Here is a 15,979-nt window from a genome sequence, read left to right as displayed (position 1 = left end):
TGCTGAAGCCCAGCGTGCCGGTATCCAGCCTGTTCTTATCCGACGTGGCCGTCGAGCCGATAACCGCCCCGTCCAGCCGGGTATGTTTACCCACGGTGATATCATAGCCGCCGCTGCCCGCAAACACCCCGGTCTGCTCCTGCACCGACTGCCAGCTGCTGTGCATTTTATCCCCCCGAGCTGATGCCCACGCTCTGGTGCTCAACCTGGTACTCAGCCCTGTTCTCAATGTTGCTGAAGCCCAGCGTGCCGGTATCCAGCCTGTTCTTATCCGACGTGGCCGTCGAGCCGATAACCGCCCCGTCCAGCCGGGTATGTTTACCCACGGTGATATCATAGCCGCTCCCGCTGCCGTTCATTCCCGCCAGCAGGCCGTTGGCCATGTTCCCCACAAACTGACCGGCCACGCTACCGCCCGAGCTGATGCCCACGCTCTGGTGCTCAACCTGGTACTCAGCCCTGTTCTCAATGTTGCTGAAGCCCAGCGTGCCGGTATCCAGCTTCTTATCCGACGTGGCCGTCGAGCCGATAACCGTTCATTCCCGCCAGCAGGCCGTTGGCCATGTTCCCCACAAACTGACCGGCCACGCTACCGCCCGAGCTGATGCCCACGCTCTGGTGCTCAACCTGGTACTCAGCCCTGTTCTCAATGTTGCTGAAGCCCAGCGTGCCGGTATCCAGCCTGTTCTTATCCGACGTGGCCGTCGCGCCTCCTTCAGCCGCCGCTGCTCCCTCTCCTTGTCAAATATCGGGCTCAGCGTCTGGTTCGCGTGCTCCACGTCGCGGCTCAGCCCCTCCACGTCCTGCTGCTGGTTCGCCGTATCACGGATGACTATCGTGCCCTCGCTCACCGCCGCCTTCGTCGTCGAACTGTCGCTCCCGCTGCCGTTCATTCCCGCCAGCAGGCCGTTGGCCATGTTCCCCACAAACTGACCGGCCACGCTACCGCCCGAGCTGATGCCCACGCTCTGGTGCTCAACCTGGTACTCAGCCCTGTTCTCAATGTTGCTGAAGCCCAGCGTGCCGGTATCCAGCCTGTTCTTATCCGACGTGGCCGTCGAGCCGATAACCGCCCCGTCCAGCCGGGTATGTTTACCCACGGTGATATCATAGCCGCCGCTGCCCGCAAACACCCCGGTCTGCTCCTGCACCGACTGCCAGCTGCTGTGCATTTTATCCCGGCTGGCGTTAACCGACCCGCTGCCCCCGCTGAAGCTGATGCTGCCCCCGGCGCTGACGCTCTGCTGCTTCGAGTCGTAATAGTCTTCATCCTGCTGGCTGCTCAGCGTCAGGTCACGCCCCACGTCCATCACCACCTTCTCGCCGCTCACCTGGGCACCGTGCAGCGTGGCGTCCCGCCCGCTGGTGATGCTCAGGTTGTTACCCGCGTTCACCGTGGTTTCGCTGTGCGTGGCCCCGTTGCCCGTCTCGCTGCCGCGCCCCTTGTTGACGCTGGCGTTGAGCGACAGCCCGTTGGCACCCTGACCAAAGTTTATCCCGACGCCGACCGACGCGCCGTGGCTCTCATTCTTCCCGTCCAGACTCTGCGTGTTCTCCGCCGAGACCAGGTTAACGTCCTAAATAACAAGAAATTAAACCGTGATCCATATTCGGGATTCACGTACTTTTGAACCCGTTCCTGTCACACATAAGGGGACTGGCTGGCAGAGGCGGGGTTTGCAACCGGCACGCCGGTTGATGTGCGGGTGATGCCGGGGTGTCTGATACTGACGGCACGGGATCCTGCATTACCACCCGAGCCGGAGATTATGCAGACGCTGAGGAAGGTCTGTAAGCTGTCAGCCCGCAAGCAGCGGCAGGTTACTGATTTAATTAAAGTGATCAATAAACCGCAGACCAGAACCGGTAACTGACTGAACGACAGATAAAATTATCCCGGCAACAATGAACTGACCCCACAAAGCCGGGATGGTTTTTATTTATCCCGTGAGTAAGCTTTAATAAAATCATTATACGCTTCATGAAGATGATAAAATTTTGCATCAGGATCATCTTTCAGTTCTTCATATCTTTCCATTAGCTTTTTGAATAACCCCTCTGGTACAGGATAAGGATCTGTCTCATTTTTTGCACAGTAAAAATAGAACAGTGCCTTTTCAAGCTCAGGGATACTTATATTTTCAGTTTCATTTAAAAGGTAAGTAAATGCAAAAGGCCATTCGTTCTCAGATAAAAGTAAGTCATTGAGGCATATTTACTTAAAAAAATAACTATCACCATGTTTTGTTTTAATTACCATTTTGCAAACTTCTTCAGCTAACTTGACATCTATCGAAAAAAGAGCATTAAGATAATCAATCACCTCACTAACAGGATCATCAAAAGAATTAATATCAGCACAACCATTCATTAAATAGTTTCTTATGCCTATTATTAACTCATTTTTACTCTTATTACTTATCATTAAAACACTCCTGTTTTAACAGTAGCTAATCTTTTAGAACCATCGGGTAAAATTTTCCATACTGCATAGATCCTTACATTTCCGCCCGAACCAGATACTACAATGGACGTTTCCCTATTAGATGATGTAACGCCACCCCCAGTATTCAATAACTTATCTATAATTATTGCATTGTTCTTTGCTGAATCATTGACTCCCGCATTATTTAAATTTTGAGCCATTTCCCGAGATCTTTCAATACTATAAATTTGATCGTTAAGTTTATTGAGTTTTTCTCTTGCTCCGGGGGTTTTAGCAAATTCCCTCTGATTACTTACTTGTAAGTCCTTAGGTGAATTGTACTCTTTTTTCAATGCTTCCAAATCACCAGATGCTTTACCACGCAAATAGAGTTCAATCTTATCGACTGGGATTGTTGCATCATTTTTCACGGTTGTGACATGATTTTTCCCGTTAGCATCCGGCAAAGAGTTTATTTCAAAGTTACTGGACAGTCGTTGTTTACCTGCCAGCGTCTCTATCTTACTGGCCGCAGCAGAACCTATTACAGGCGTCATGGAAGCCGCAACAACCTTCATCCCCACATACGTGGACACATATTGTTCTGCTGTCGCCTTATCAACTCCAAGCTGCGCCATAGCATAATTCACCATCGCATCTTTCACCTGTTGCTGATTCTGAGCATCAACACTGGTGATATTCAACAGGTTTACTATTTGCCCGTAAGCATCGGGATACATCTGACTGGCTTTTGAGTTGTAGTTACCAAAGCTTTCATATCCTTCTTTTGCTTCAATAACTTTCAGTCGTTCACCGGCACAGGCCGCACTAGCAGCCTGCCCATTACTGCACGCTGCTATAACTGCCTTGTCACTGCTGATATCTTTCTCAAGCAGTGCATCATACTTCTGCTGCGCTTTCTCAAGCTCTGCCGGATTTTTACTATTTTTGAGCGTCTGTTTCGCTATCTCAAGCTCTGTCTTTTCCTCTCTGCTCAGGAAGTTATTCTCCACCGCGTTCTTACCCGCCAGCCCGCCCGTCACCGCGCCCGCCGTGCTGTCGCTGCTCACACCGGACGCTATCCCTGACGCCAGCGCGCTCAGGTTTTCCTTCTGCTGCGACGTCAGCTTACTGCTGTCCGCCGTAACGTACAGCGCCAGCGCTATCGCCGCTCAGCTCTTTCTTCTGCACGTCGCTCAGTTCCTTACCGAGATTTGGTCCTGACTGTTCTTCTGCTTTCTGCTGATTCTGCGCGGAGACTATTGCCATCAGCACACAGGCATCGTTCGCCAAACACCCGGCGTAATGGCCGGGATTTTAGTCAATTGAATAAAATACATCAGGCTGACTGGCCGTTATTTTATTCATGCAGTAACGTCATAACGCGCATCCTGAATAATGTAAGGTTCTGCAATTTCCTCCCACACAACATTTGCCATCTGTTGCCATTTCGTCGGATTTTGTTGCTTTGCAATGTAATCCCTGATTAGCTTAACAGCTTGGTTAAAATCTGCCTTATCTAACTCAACAAATGAATAAAACTTTAGATACTCACCTTCTTCAGACTTAATTATTTCATGCAACCTAGGGTAATCTGGTAAAAAAATGGCATCCAGCAGATCGCCAAAGGCATCCCAATAACTTCCGTTAACAAAGCCTCCAGTTCGTTGGAAATTACTTTCTCTTTGCCCATTGTCATTCCAACCGATAAACAAACTCGCCCCCATACTATCACCTCATAATAATAACTTTATTTTGCTGTGCTTCAGGCAGTATTTTTATATAATCCATGAAAATTTTTTGGTTAGCAGGCGTTAGCACTTTAAAATAAACAGGCACAAAGTCTGCTTTTTGCAAATGATCTTGGATGACATCTCTTCCACTACCAGCACTCATATTTTTCTCATAAAACTTATTTAATCCGTCTATTTCTTTTTGTGACAGCCTATCTGTCGTATACATGGCATCGACGGTTTTACCTTTATTGGGACCTGCCGTAATTAAAAAAATCAGGTGAAGTCCCGAATTTTTCTCCAGGCGAAGGCGTATAACGTTCCATCGTACCGAGGGTAGGCTCTAATTGTGCGGCAGATGCAGCTTCAGCCGGTTTTAGCTTACCATTACCACCCAGATCCGGTGTATTAAGTCGGTCATGTCCTTCCAGAGGCGTGACGTTGACTTTTACTTCGTGAATGCCATCTGTATTCCTGACCAGCTTTTCAGTTTTACCAAGTGTAGTACTTAGAACCGGTATTTTCTTACCAGGTGAACGTAGGCCTGCCAGCATACCGCCTGTGGCCTCTAACGCAAGTTGATTGCCTTCAGCCGCCTGTTTAATTGTGTCCGCGACTGCTGACCAGGTTTCACTTTGCATCAGAGCGGTCACGCTATCTGCCACAGCCTGATTTTTCCCGGTCAGGTCGCTCATCGCTTTAGTGCAATAGCTATCACCCGCAGCACATGAAGCCAGCGCCATTGCTGCATCACCGGTATCCGCAAGGGCATTGATAATGCCGTTCGCGATGGAAGACGTTGTACCTTCACCCAGCTTATCCCTGACCTGCTCTTTCCTGTGTTCAGCACTTTGCTTCACAGACTCCCGGGCTTTGTCACCGGCCAGTGAGTTATTCTCCACATAGCGAAACCGCAGAAGCGGGGTGCTGGCTGACTGTTAATGTTAAAATCCCGGCGCGGTGGCCGGGATTTATGCTTTATCATTTAGGATAATTGTAGTGTTCAGGAACCTGATAATTTTCTGGTATGTCAGGCCAACCATCTGCCTTGATTAATAGCGTCGCATCTTCTGCAATAGCATCAAAAAAACCAGATAAGCTCATTGAGTGAGTCCTGATCCTTAACAACGCAACTTCCATCACTAATTCATCATTTTCTTTTTTAGCTTGGGCTAACAGTTCAGTATTTTCCTTTAACAGAAATAACTGCCTGTCCAACCTATCTACAATAGAATCTTGATAATCAATAGCCATGTCATCTGTATCAATTGACTGGGACGCTTTCCGCTTGAGAATAAGTGGGAAAAGCCCCTTTATTTCATTAAGAAATTCATAATTTATCATTTTGGCAACTTCCTTCCATCGGCAATTGCTTTTTTGGTCTTAGTATCATTGTAAGAACCGTCAAGATTCAGAACGGCTTTGATATTCCTGTTTTTATCAAAAACTTCAATGTGGTTTTTGTGCATGCCATCCAGATAATATTTATCACCTTTAACTATATACTCTCCGACTTCACCCTTAGCCTGATACACACTTTGCCCATCGTACATCTGGCTGGTTTTCTGCGTTTTACCCTTCATTTGACTACCAAAACCTGGCTGCCTGAAGAACTCACCCATATTCCCAACAGCGCCCTGATTAGGCTGATTAGGCTGATGAGGCTGATGAGGCTGATGAGGCTGATGAGGCTGTTTATTAGCCTTACCCACAACGCCCAGTGCAGCCAGCGCCTTACCACCACCAACCGCAGCACCCAGCCCTATCGCTTCTACCGCTTCCTTACCGTTCAGCGCGACTTTGACGTAGTCCGGCATCGCCTGGTAAATCGCTCTGGCGTTGTCTTCATTCTCTGCCAGCACAAACCGATCAAGCTGTGCCAGGTCGTCACTGCTCAGGGCGGAGAACAGTGGCAGACGTTTCAGGCTGTTCGCAATATCAGAACCCACAGCGGCTTCTGGCAATGCCCCGTTGGCACAGAATGGATTGCCGGAACAGCCTTCCGCTACCGCCTCTTCACGGTTCTTCTTGCTGACCTCCGCGTATTTCTCGTAGATATCCTTTTTGTTTGCACCGGTTTTATCCGCTTCCTCAAGCTCTTTATGCAGATTAAACACATCTTTTGAGCTGAGGAAGCTATTATCCACCGCATCGTGATCACCACCCAGGACACTCGCGAACTGTGGGGTTTCATCAAGGGCTTAAGCGTGGTGCCGATTAACCGCAGGAAGGTGGCGCAGTGGCTGAAGGAATTCCCGGGAGCGTTGCACAGCACCTGCGACGTGCCAAAGTTTAAGCGCAACAGCGGTTATCATGCACGGGAGTTGAAAGAGTACAGGGAAGATCCCGCCTGATAAGGGCGGGATTCCGTTCAGTGATTAAGACTATTATAGAAGTCTAAAATACTTTTTATATCAGTGCTCCATTCCGATATTTTCATTCCATCTTCATCATAGGCAGTACGTTTTTCGATAAATTCGTTGATCTTGTCAGGAGTGAAATTATTACATTCATCCAAAAAAATAATATTATTTTGAATGTGAGCTGCGTCATCTTCAAAATAGACAACCCATGCAAAAACAAAATTCATTAACTTAGGTTCATACATTGAGACGGCTAACGCAGCATGATTTTTATTTTCCAACCCTTCCTTGAGTGATTTTAACCAGCTTTTTTTATAATCCTCTAAATTCCAATAGGTTAAAGGGATATTCATTGACTCTTTGAATCCGTCAATGACTATCGATGCAGGTAAAACGGACTCACCTTCTATAGTGGTCGGCATCTCTTCGGGAAATATACCAAACATAAACTAGTCCTTAATCTTGTTAAGTTCGCTATCATAAGTACCAATTCTCTTACCTTTGCTGTTGAATAACTTCCAGCCATTGGACACATTATGACTATCAACATCAGGGGTAATATAATTTTTTCCGTTGTAAAAAACGGGCTGACCATGCGAATCAAACGGTGCTTTCTGTGGCGGTATTCTCCGATCATAACCTAAATCACCAGCAGCCTTCTGTGCTTCTTTCCCCTTGAGAGCCAGATAAACGATATCATCTTTACTCGGCCCATCAGGGATCGGAGTGACGATAGTACTTCCACCCGTATCTGGCGCGCCATCGCTGTTACCTGTATGCGTAGCTCCGTTCTGATCGCGCTGGTCTGGCGTGGTAAATGACGTATCCTTTTCACCCTGATGGCCCGGATTGACCAGCTTGCCGCCAGTCAGATCATCCTTAACCGGGATGGTTACATTATTACTTCCTGAACCTTCCGGATGTCGCTGACTTTGAGCAGAAACTATCGCCATCAGCACGCAGGCATCGTTCGCAAGGCATCCGGCGCTCAGTCCATCTTTCACCGCTTTTGTCAGTGCCAGCGCCGCCTGGTCGTTCACGTTGCCCTTGCCAGCCTCAGCCATCGCCGCCGAGTTCAGCGTCTGCTGCGCCAGCATCTGTGACAGCATGCCCACACCGGCCATATTATTGCTGATTTCGTTCTGGCCTGCCTGCGCTCCGGCTATGGCGTCCGCCGTACTGCCTCCGGCCAGACCGCCTGTCAGACCCGCCGCCAGGCTTCCCAGCGCAACCAGCGTTTGCTTTTGATCTTCATTCAACTGACTGACCGGCACGTCACCATACAGTGACTGTTTGATAGCTTCACCCATCAGGGCCGTCGTGGCCGCTCCCGCCGCGCCTGCTGCCGCCGAGTTGCCCTGCGCGGCGGCTATCACTCCCGCTACCGCAGCATGTGCCATTATCCGGCTGGCTTCGTTCGGAGCCGTCTGCTTGATAATTTCCGCTATGTAGGGTGCTGAGGCTCCTGCAATAGCCGCTTTCAGATCCCCGCCCGCCAGGCCCTGCACCGCCGCCGTCGCCGCCTGCAAACCCTGCTGGATGGCGCTGCCCGTGCCCCATTTCTGCTGGGCGGTTTTGTAGCCCGCCGTTTCCGTCAGCGCCTTGTCATAAGCCGCACGTTCTGCCTTCGTCGCCTTATCACCCGGCTGGCGGATGCCCTGTTTTTCAAGCTCTGCCCTGCCCGCCTTCGTCGCCTCTATCTGCCCCTGCGTCCGCGCGATGTCCGCCGCCTGGCTCCCGATTTCTCCTATCAGCTGCGCCTCCTTCAGACGCCGCTGCTCCTTCTCCTTGTCAAATATCGGGCTCAGCGTCTGGTTCGCGTGCTCCACGTCCCGGCTCAGACCCTCCACGTCCTGCCGCTGGGTCGCCGCGTCACGGATGACTATCGTGCCCTCACTCACCGCCGCACAAGGTGTGATCCGGTTACGGCGACGAGAAGATGAGGTTTTCAGGGCTTAAAAGCAAAGATCCTGGCCAGTTGGCCGGGATTACTACCTTAACTTTGTTTTTGATAACGTTCATCTTGCTGAATAAGGGGCTCTATTACCTCTTCCCATACTCGCTTCTGGAAGAGTTGGCCTTGGGTTGGCTCTATTCGGCTGTTAATACACTCCCGAATAACTTTTACAACCACATTGAACTCCTCTGTTTCCAACTCAGCTAACGTTATTTGATCTAATGGTAAATACAACATTATCTTTTCATGCATGTCTGGATAACTTTCCTGCAAAGCATCGTCAAACAATACTTCTAAAGCATTAGACCATGTTCTATTAAGGCCTATAGTAAGATCTTTCCCTTGATAGCTGTCATTATATGGTGGCTTATATCCCACGTTAACGAAAGAACCCATAATCACCTCATAATGATAATTTTACTTTGTTGATTTTTAGGTAAAGTTTTTATGTAGTCCATAAAAACTTTCTGGTTTGATGGCGCTAACACTGTAAAATCAACAGGAACTATGTCTGCTTTTTCCAGATGCTCAAGAATTTGTTTCTGGCCTCCTGGAATGTCTCCCGTCTTTAAGGGGGTAGTCATATTTTTTTCAAAAAATTTGTTAATCCCATCAATCTCTTTCTGAGACAAATTCTTTGTCGTATACATAAAGTCAACCGTTTTCCCAGCATTATGCCCGGTGCTAATAATAAAATCAGCTGTTTTTCCACCTGTATCAGGAGCTCTTTCCAACGGCCCAAGAACACCTTCCAACCTTGCAGCAGCCGCAGCTTCTGCTGGGTTATACTTCCCGTTACCATTTACATCTGGCGTGTTTAAGCGGTCATGGCCCTCCAGAGGAGTCGAGCTAACTTTTACCTCCGTTATTCCATCACTATTTTTTTGAAGGACTGGGATTTTTCCTGTACTAGCAACGCCATCAGGTAATTTCTTGCCTGGCAGGAACAGCCCCGCTAGCATTCCACCTGTGGCTTCCAACGCAAGCTGGTTACCTTGCGCGGCTTCTTTCACCTGCCCGGCAACAGCTTCCCAGGTTTCACTCTTCATCAGAGCTTTCAGTGTATCTGCCGCAGCCTGATTTTTACCCTCCAGGTCGCTCATCGCTTTAGTGCAATAGCTATCACCCGCAGCACATGAAGCCAGCGCCATTGCTGCATCAGCAGCATAGTCCGCAGAACCTAATGCTGCATCACCGGTATCCGCAAGGGCATTGATAATGCCGTTCGCGATGGAAGACGTTGTACCTTCACCCAGCTTATCCCTGACCTGCTCTTTCCAGTGTTCAGCACTTTGCTTCACAGACTCCCGGGCTTTGTCACCGGCCAGTGAGTTATTCTCAACCGCATTCTTACCCGCCAGCCCGCCCGTCACCGCTCCCGCCGTGCTGTCGCTGCTCACACCGGACGCTATCCCTGACGCCAGCGTCGCCAGCGCGCTCAGGTTTTCCTTCTGCTGCGACGTCAGCTTACTGCTGTCCGCCGTACCGTACAGCGCCAGCGCTATCGCCGGCGCCGCAAGCTCTCCCGTGGCCGCCCCCGCCGCTCCCGCCGCCGCGTTGCCGCCGCTCAGCTCTGCAACCACTCCGCCCAGCAGCGCATGCGCCAGCGCATTATTCGCTTTCTCCGCCGCGCTCAGTTCGCTGTACTGCTTATCCTGCGTCGTCAGGGTCTTGACCACCCCCGCAAGATACGGCGCCGCTCCCTGCGCCAGCGCGGCCCTGATGTCCCCTCCCGCCAGGCCCTGCAGCGCACTCACCACCGCATTCACGCCCGTGCTCACGCTGCCCCCCATCTGCGCGCCATTTGCCGCCAGCGCATCGTCATAGGCCAGCTGCCAGGCTTTTCCGGCTACCGCCTGCGGCCCGTCATCCACCTTCGGATTGACTCTTTTCTCCTCCGAAAGCGCCTTTTTCGCCCGCTCCTCAAGCCCGGCCTGACGCGATTTATCGCCCAGTGCCGCCGTGGCCTCACGCGTGGCTTTGGTCGCCTCGTGGGTGTTGTAGATATCCAGCGCCTGCGCGGCGATATCGCTCACCAGCTGCGCCTGCTGCAGCCGCTTCTGCTCTTTCTCTTTGTTAAAGATCGGGGTAATGCTGCCGTCGTTGGCGTGCTCCGTATCGCGGTTCAGGGTGCTGACGTCCTGCTGCTGCTTCGCCGTATCACGCACGGTGATGCTGCCTTCGCTGACCGCCGCTTTGGTGGTCCCCTCCGCGTGCCCTTCGCTACCCGAACCGGATATCGGCAGGGCGCTGACGTTGCTTAAAAGGTTGGCCCCTATTGGCCCACCGCTGTTAAAGCCCACGCTCTGATGCTCGGTTTTGTAATCAGCCTGATTATGAATATCTGACCAACCCAGCGTCCCGGTATCAAGGCTGTTTTTATCCGCCGTGGCCGTTGAGGCGATCACCGCCCCGTCCAGCTGCGTGTGCTCACCTACTTTAATAGCATAGCCGCCGCTGCCTGCGAACAGCCCGGTCTGCTCCTTCACCGAGTCAAAATCACTGTTCATCTTGTCGCGGTTGGCGTTGATATTCACCGATCCGGTCATGGATCCAAAGGTGAAGCTCCCACCCGCGCTGACATTCTGCTGCTTTGCATCGTAGCTGTCACTGTCCTGCTGCGAGGCAAGCGTCAGGTTACGTCCGACATCAGCGGTCACGGTTTCACCGCTGACCTGTGCGCCTTTCAGCGTGGTGTCGCGCCCGCTGTTCAGGCTGACCACGCTGCCCGCGTCCAGGGTGGTTTCACTATGCGTCAGGCCCTTCCCTTTCTCATGGCCTTTACCGGCATTGACGCTCGCCGAGACGCTGATGCCCCAGCCGCCAGAGCCCACTCCGATCCCGATGCCAACGCTGCCGCCCTTACTGCTGTTTTTACCGTCGGTGCTTTCGGTATTCTGCGCCGACACCAGATGGATATCGCGACTGGCGTCCAGCGACAGATCTTTACCCGCCTTAAGCTGGCTACCTGCAATGTTGATATCGCCGCTGTCAGGCCCTTTACCTTTGCCAGTGGCGGTGATCGACAGGTTTTGCCCGGCGTTCAGGGTGCTACCCTGCGACTGGCTGCTTTTGATGGTCGTCTCACTCTTTGACGACTGGCTGCCATAAGAGAGATTCACCCCCACCGTATTGGTGGCGCCTTTTTCTGCCCCATCGGCGCCTTTCTCCACGCCATTTGCTGCATTTTTTGCATCGGCCGCTTCCGTTACAGCATTGTCATGATCCCAGGCCTGCGCCCCCTGCACCCCGGACAGCACAGCTTTCGTTCCCTGGAGTGCCTGCAGGCGTCCATCGCCCTCTTTCCTTGCCTGCTGCGCGGTGCTGACGGCGGTATTCAGCGCGCTGCCCACCGCCCCGGAGAGGGCAAGGGTGAAGCCGCTCTGCTTCGATTCGAAGGTTTCGGTACTGGTGCGTTTATCGTAGCCCGGATCTATCTGCACGCTGTCGCCGGTGATGGCAATATCTTTGCCCGCCACCACATCGGCACCGCCGATATGCGCCCGGTTGCCTGCGGTGATGCTGACATTGCCCTGGCTGCTGCCCACGGTGCTGACGCTCTGGCTCTGCGTGGTGCCGTTCTCATCTATCTGATGACGTGTTGACTGGCTTCCGACGGTAAAGCCGATGCCGCCGCTGCTCATCAGGCCGCTCTTTTTCTTCTCTTCCAGCAGATAATGCGACTGTGTCTCGGTGGCCGCGACGATATCCACATTGTTGCCCGCGGCGAGGGTGACATCATTATCAGCAGCGATGGCCGATCCCACGACCGCCAGATCGCGTCCGGCAGTGATGCTGACGCTTTCCCCGCTGAGCAGCGAGCCCTGTTCAAGGGTGGAGCGATCGTCTTTTACCGTGTGGCTGCTGCTTTTTGACAGGAAGCCTTTTTTCTCGCTGCGATCTTCGGAGAACTGCGATTCGCGATCGGTGGCGCTGTTAATCACCACGTCCCGTTTCGCCTGCAGCGCAATCGCGCCATCCTCGCTGTGCAGGGTACTGCCCGCCAGCGTAATATCATTTTCACGGGCGATCACCGTTACGCCTTTCTCGCCGCTGAAGGTGCTGCCGATCCCGGTGTCGCGCACCGTCTCCATCTCACGCTGGATTTTGGTTTTGCCTTCGCGTTTCTTTTCGCTGTCCTGGTCGATGACAACCTGGCGCACTTCTTTGATGATCACATCCTGCGCGCTCACGCCGATGCTACCTTTCTCGCTGTCCACCTGCGCGCCTTCCACGCGCAGGTTTTTACCGGCCACCAGCGTCACGCCCTGGTCACCGCTCAGGGTGCTGAGCAACAGACGATCTTCCTGACGGGTGTTACGCACCGATGAGGTACTGCTGTTCGCTTTCAGGTGGGTGGTATTGGTGGTGGTTTCTGCCAGCAGTTTTATCTCACCGCCCGCCTGCAGCTGGGTGGTGCCGCCCGCTTTCACCTGGCTGCCCTGCAGGGTAATGTCCTGCCCGGTATTCAGGCTGAGGTTGCCCCCGGCATTCAGCGAACTGCCCAGCGCCTGCTGCCATTCACCGCTCACCTGTGCCTTACGCGAGCCTGCGTCTTCCATGCCATCGCGCGTCCGGTTGCCCATCGCCCCGGAAATCACCTCAAAGCTGGCCGTCTGGCTGCTGCGGGCCGCACCAATCTCCAGGCTGTTCTGCGCACTCAGGCTGAGGTTGTGCGTGGCGTCCAGCTTCGCCCCCTGCAACGTCACATCGGTGCCGCTCAGGCTGATGTCACTGGCACTCATTGAGGCCTGGCGCAGGGCATCCTGAAGGTTGGTGCTTAACGTCAGGTGAGTGGCCTGTACGTTAATACTGTCAGCACGAATATCGCCGCCCTGGTGCAGGAACTGGTCGGCATCAATCTTCAGCGCCTGGTCAGCCACCAGGTTTCCGGCATTGCTGAGGCTGCTGGCCGAGAGTTGCCACCGGCGATCAGCGCCCCGTCACCGGACAGGCGAACGGTATTGTTGGCCAGATAGACTTTCGGCACCCAGACCGTCTGCGGGCCTTCTGCGCTGTCGACCGTTTCACTCACCAGCCAGACGATGTCCTGTTGTAACGCGGCTATCTGTGCCGGCGTCAGCGCCACGCCCGGTACCGCGCAACAGCATATTGCCCCACCGTGGCTGTGCCCTGCCAATTGGCCCTGGCCGAGGATTTGTACTACTCACAAGAGGTTAATTTATCAATTTTTGCTAGGTCTAACTGTAGCTGCCTATCAAAGGTATCTTTATCTACTTGATTTAAAATATGACTTATTCTTTTCAGGGAAGATAAAACACATTTTGCTTCGTTGTGACTTAAGGATGCGATTGATGATATTAATTGACCATCGTAATCATCTCCAGCCAGAGGATTACCTTTCAAGATAGATTCTGCTCTCGGCAGAATGTGAACTAAAAACAGATCTTGCCTTATAGCTCTAGCAATATCCCCAACGTCCAGCTCATCAAGTGGCACATCTACGATACTGCTAAACCACTCATCAAGAGATGACCTAGTGCTAGGCTCATAATTACTGCCTTCCGTTATTAACAAATCTCTAAACGTTGTCATATGCCGTATCCTTTAATCGCTGACTCGATTTTATTGATTGCTTCTTTTGCTCTTCCGTAAGCTACTTGAGCTTCAGGATTATTTACATTTTTTAGAGTGTTTGCATGATTCCTTAAACCATTAAGAGTATCTTGCATCTCTTTCATATGATTCCAGTTCTGCCCACTTCCATCAGGCTTAGGAATAGGGTTACTATCCATATCTTTAAGAGAACCTGTAATATCATGATCTTTCAAAGAGTTTTTAATTAGATTATCGATCTTTCTCATAGCACTTTCTTGCTTCTGATTCAGTTTATCGATCTTTTTCTCTTCCGATTTTTTCGGATCATTTTCTGGCAATGGTGGTGTTCCCGATCCTGTTCCAGTTCCGCCCAGCTCTTTCTTCTGCTCATCCGTCAGATCTTTACCAATATTCGGGTTCTGGCTACCGTCTGATTCAGACTGATTCTGCGCGGAGACTATCGCCATCAGCACGCAGGCATCGTTCGCAAGGCATCCGGCGCTCAGTCCATCTTTCACCGCTTTTGTCAGCGCCAGCGCCGCCTGGTCGTTCACGTTGCCCTTGCCAGCCTCAGCCATCGCCGCCGAGTTCAGCGTCTGCTGCGCCAGCATCTGTGACAGCATGCCCACACCGGCCATATTATTGCTGATTTCGTTCTGGCCTGCCTGCGCTCCGGCTATGGCGTCCGCCGTACTGCCTCCGGCCAGACCGCCTGCCAGACCCGCCGCCAGACTTCCCAGCGCAACCAGCGTTTGCTTTTGATCTTCATTCAACTGACTGACCGGCACGTCACCATACAGTGACTGTTTGATAGCTTCACCCATCAGGGCCGTCGTGGCCGCTCCCGCCGCGCCTGCTGCTGCCGAGTTGCCCTGCGCGGCGGCTATCACTCCCGCTACCGCAGCATGTGCCATTATCCGGCTGGCTTCGTTCGGAGCCGTCTGCTTGATAATTTCCGCTATGTAGGGTGCTGAGGCTCCGGCAATAGCCGCTTTCAGATCCCCGCCCGCCAGGCCCTGCACCGCCGCCGTCGCCGCCTGCAACCCCTGCTGGATGGCACTGCCCGTGCCCCATTTCTGCTGTGCGGTTTTGTAGCCCGCCGTTTCCGTCAGCGCCTTGTCATAAGCCTCACGCTCTTTCTTCGTCGCCTTATCACCCGGCTGGCGGATGCCCTGTTTTTCAAGCTCTGCCCTGCCCGCCTTCGTCGCCTCTATCTGCCCCTGCGTCCGTGCGATGTCCGCCGCCTGGCTCCCGATTTCTCCTATCAGCTGCGCCTCCTTCAGCCGCCGCTGCTCCCTCTCCTTGTCAAATATCGGGCTCAGCGTCTGGTTCGCGTGCTCCACGTCGCGGCTCAGCCCCTCCACGTCCTGCTGCTGGTTCGCCGTATCACGGATGACTATCGTGCCCTCGCTCACCGCCGCCTTCGTCGTCGAACTGTCGCTCCCGCTGCCGTTCATTCCCGCCAGCAGGCCGTTGGCCATGTTCCCCACAAACTGACCGGCCACGCTACCGCCCGAGCTGATGCCCACGCTCTGGTGCTCAACCTGGTACTCAGCCCTGTTCTCAATGTTGCTGAAGCCCAGCGTGCCGGTATCCAGCCTGTTCTTATCCGCCGTGGCCGTCGAGCCGATAACCGCTCCGTCCAGCCGGGTATGTTTACCCACGGTGATATCATAGCCGCCGCTGCCCGCAAACACCCCGGTCTGCTCCTGCACCGACTGCCAGCTGCTGTGCATTTTATCCCGGCTGGCGTTAACCGACCCGCTGCCCCCGCTGAAGCTGATGCTGCCCCCGGCGCTGACGCTCTGCTGCTTCGAGTCGTAATAATCTTCATCCTGCTGGCTGCTCAGCGTCAGGTCACGCCCCACGTCCATCACCACCTTCTCGCCGCTCACCTGGGCACCGTGCAGCGTGGCGTCCCGCCCGCTGGTGATGCTCAGGT

At 52.9% G+C, this 15,979-nt stretch carries 14 protein-coding genes and 6 pseudogenes; 2 read left to right on the top strand and 18 right to left on the bottom strand.

Going from position 1 to position 15,979, the window contains the following annotated elements; genetic code table 11:
• Nucleotide 1: 1 nt before the first annotated feature.
• From WH277_RS28805 to WH277_RS23515, 3 pseudogenes are all read right to left on the bottom strand, one after another.
• A pseudogene (locus WH277_RS28805) lies at nucleotides 2–181 on the bottom strand (hypothetical protein); the annotation flags it as partial.
• A pseudogene (locus tag WH277_RS23520) lies at nucleotides 171–353 on the bottom strand (hemolysin); the annotation flags it as partial. The pseudogenes WH277_RS28805 and WH277_RS23520, both read right to left, overlap by 11 nt.
• A gap of 351 nt (nucleotides 354–704) precedes the next feature.
• Nucleotides 705–1,577: pseudogene (locus WH277_RS23515) on the bottom strand (hemagglutinin repeat-containing protein); the annotation flags it as partial.
• A gap of 84 nt (nucleotides 1,578–1,661) precedes the next feature.
• On the opposite strand from WH277_RS23515, the gene WH277_RS23510 reads away from it, so the two are divergent.
• The gene (locus tag WH277_RS23510; protein WP_339507344.1) at nucleotides 1,662–1,874 is read left to right on the top strand and encodes a SymE family type I addiction module toxin; all 213 of its coding nucleotides are present in this window, start codon (nucleotides 1,662–1,664) and stop codon (nucleotides 1,872–1,874) included.
• A 341-nt stretch (nucleotides 1,875–2,215) separates the two neighbouring features.
• Here WH277_RS23510 and WH277_RS23505 read toward each other — a convergent pair whose 3' ends face one another.
• The 8 genes and pseudogenes from WH277_RS23505 to WH277_RS23470 all read right to left on the bottom strand — a co-directional run bounded on the left by WH277_RS23505 (nucleotide 2,216) and on the right by WH277_RS23470 (nucleotide 6,305).
• Nucleotides 2,216–2,425 carry a hypothetical protein gene (locus tag WH277_RS23505; RefSeq protein ID WP_339507160.1) on the bottom strand — a complete coding sequence of 70 codons (210 nt, stop codon included), beginning with the start codon at nucleotides 2,423–2,425 and terminating at the stop codon, nucleotides 2,216–2,218.
• Nucleotides 2,425–3,594 (bottom strand): annotated as a pseudogene (locus WH277_RS23500) (VENN motif pre-toxin domain-containing protein); the annotation flags it as partial. The pseudogene WH277_RS23500 and the gene WH277_RS23505, both read right to left, overlap by 1 nt.
• Nucleotides 3,554–3,694, bottom strand: a complete 141-nt coding sequence (locus tag WH277_RS23495) for a hypothetical protein (protein ID WP_166653709.1) — start codon at nucleotides 3,692–3,694, stop codon at nucleotides 3,554–3,556. The gene WH277_RS23495 and the pseudogene WH277_RS23500, both read right to left, overlap by 41 nt.
• A 95-nt stretch (nucleotides 3,695–3,789) precedes the next feature.
• Complete coding sequence (locus WH277_RS23490; protein WP_339507157.1) at nucleotides 3,790–4,152, bottom strand: hypothetical protein; 363 nt, start codon at nucleotides 4,150–4,152, stop codon at nucleotides 3,790–3,792.
• A 4-nt stretch (nucleotides 4,153–4,156) separates the two neighbouring features.
• Nucleotides 4,157–4,387, bottom strand: coding sequence for a hypothetical protein (locus WH277_RS23485; protein ID WP_339507155.1), 231 nt, complete (start codon nucleotides 4,385–4,387; stop codon nucleotides 4,157–4,159).
• A gap of 286 nt (nucleotides 4,388–4,673) precedes the next feature.
• A pseudogene (locus WH277_RS28800) lies at nucleotides 4,674–5,060 on the bottom strand (hypothetical protein); the annotation flags it as partial.
• A 79-nt stretch (nucleotides 5,061–5,139) separates the two neighbouring features.
• Nucleotides 5,140–5,502: a hypothetical protein gene (locus tag WH277_RS23475; RefSeq protein WP_212813394.1), complete on the bottom strand. Its 363-nt coding sequence runs from the start codon at nucleotides 5,500–5,502 to the stop codon at nucleotides 5,140–5,142.
• Nucleotides 5,499–6,305: a hypothetical protein gene (locus tag WH277_RS23470; protein ID WP_339507150.1), complete on the bottom strand. Its 807-nt coding sequence runs from the start codon at nucleotides 6,303–6,305 to the stop codon at nucleotides 5,499–5,501. The genes WH277_RS23475 and WH277_RS23470 overlap by 4 nt, the downstream gene beginning before the upstream one ends.
• A 3-nt stretch (nucleotides 6,306–6,308) precedes the next feature.
• Here WH277_RS23470 and WH277_RS23465 point away from each other — a divergent pair.
• Nucleotides 6,309–6,512, top strand: a pseudogene (locus WH277_RS23465) (hypothetical protein); the annotation flags it as partial.
• Between the two features lie 17 nt (nucleotides 6,513–6,529).
• On the opposite strand, the gene WH277_RS23460 reads toward WH277_RS23465, so the two are convergent.
• The 7 genes from WH277_RS23460 to WH277_RS23430 form a co-directional block, all read right to left on the bottom strand.
• Nucleotides 6,530–6,967: a hypothetical protein gene (locus WH277_RS23460; RefSeq protein ID WP_259152076.1), complete on the bottom strand. Its 438-nt coding sequence runs from the start codon at nucleotides 6,965–6,967 to the stop codon at nucleotides 6,530–6,532.
• A gap of 3 nt (nucleotides 6,968–6,970) precedes the next feature.
• On the bottom strand, nucleotides 6,971–8,422 hold the full coding sequence (locus WH277_RS23455) for a VENN motif pre-toxin domain-containing protein (RefSeq protein WP_339507148.1): 1,452 nt from the start codon (nucleotides 8,420–8,422) through the stop codon (nucleotides 6,971–6,973).
• Nucleotides 8,423–8,517: 95 nt separating this feature from the next.
• Nucleotides 8,518–8,874, bottom strand: a complete 357-nt coding sequence (locus WH277_RS23450; protein ID WP_259152078.1) for a hypothetical protein — start codon at nucleotides 8,872–8,874, stop codon at nucleotides 8,518–8,520.
• 2 nt (nucleotides 8,875–8,876) lie between these two features.
• Nucleotides 8,877–13,361, bottom strand: coding sequence for a hemagglutinin repeat-containing protein (locus WH277_RS23445; RefSeq protein WP_339507145.1), 4,485 nt, complete (start codon nucleotides 13,359–13,361; stop codon nucleotides 8,877–8,879).
• Nucleotides 13,343–13,567 (bottom strand): hypothetical protein, encoded by a 225-nt coding sequence (locus WH277_RS23440; RefSeq protein ID WP_133847029.1) that lies wholly within the window; start codon nucleotides 13,565–13,567, stop codon nucleotides 13,343–13,345. The genes WH277_RS23445 and WH277_RS23440 overlap by 19 nt, the downstream gene beginning before the upstream one ends.
• A 74-nt stretch (nucleotides 13,568–13,641) precedes the next feature.
• Nucleotides 13,642–14,034, bottom strand: a complete 393-nt coding sequence (locus WH277_RS23435; RefSeq protein ID WP_133847030.1) for a contact-dependent growth inhibition system immunity protein — start codon at nucleotides 14,032–14,034, stop codon at nucleotides 13,642–13,644.
• On the bottom strand, nucleotides 14,031–15,979 hold a 1,949-nt coding region (locus WH277_RS23430), incomplete at its 5' end, for a VENN motif pre-toxin domain-containing protein (RefSeq protein ID WP_339507142.1). The genes WH277_RS23430 and WH277_RS23435, both read right to left, overlap by 4 nt.

This window comes from Erwinia sp. MYb416 (assembly GCF_037479575.1).
Lineage (GTDB): Bacteria > Pseudomonadota > Gammaproteobacteria > Enterobacterales > Enterobacteriaceae > Erwinia > Erwinia rhapontici.
Note: the sequence above shows the minus strand (reverse complement) of the source record. Positions and strands in the feature narration are given on the sequence as shown.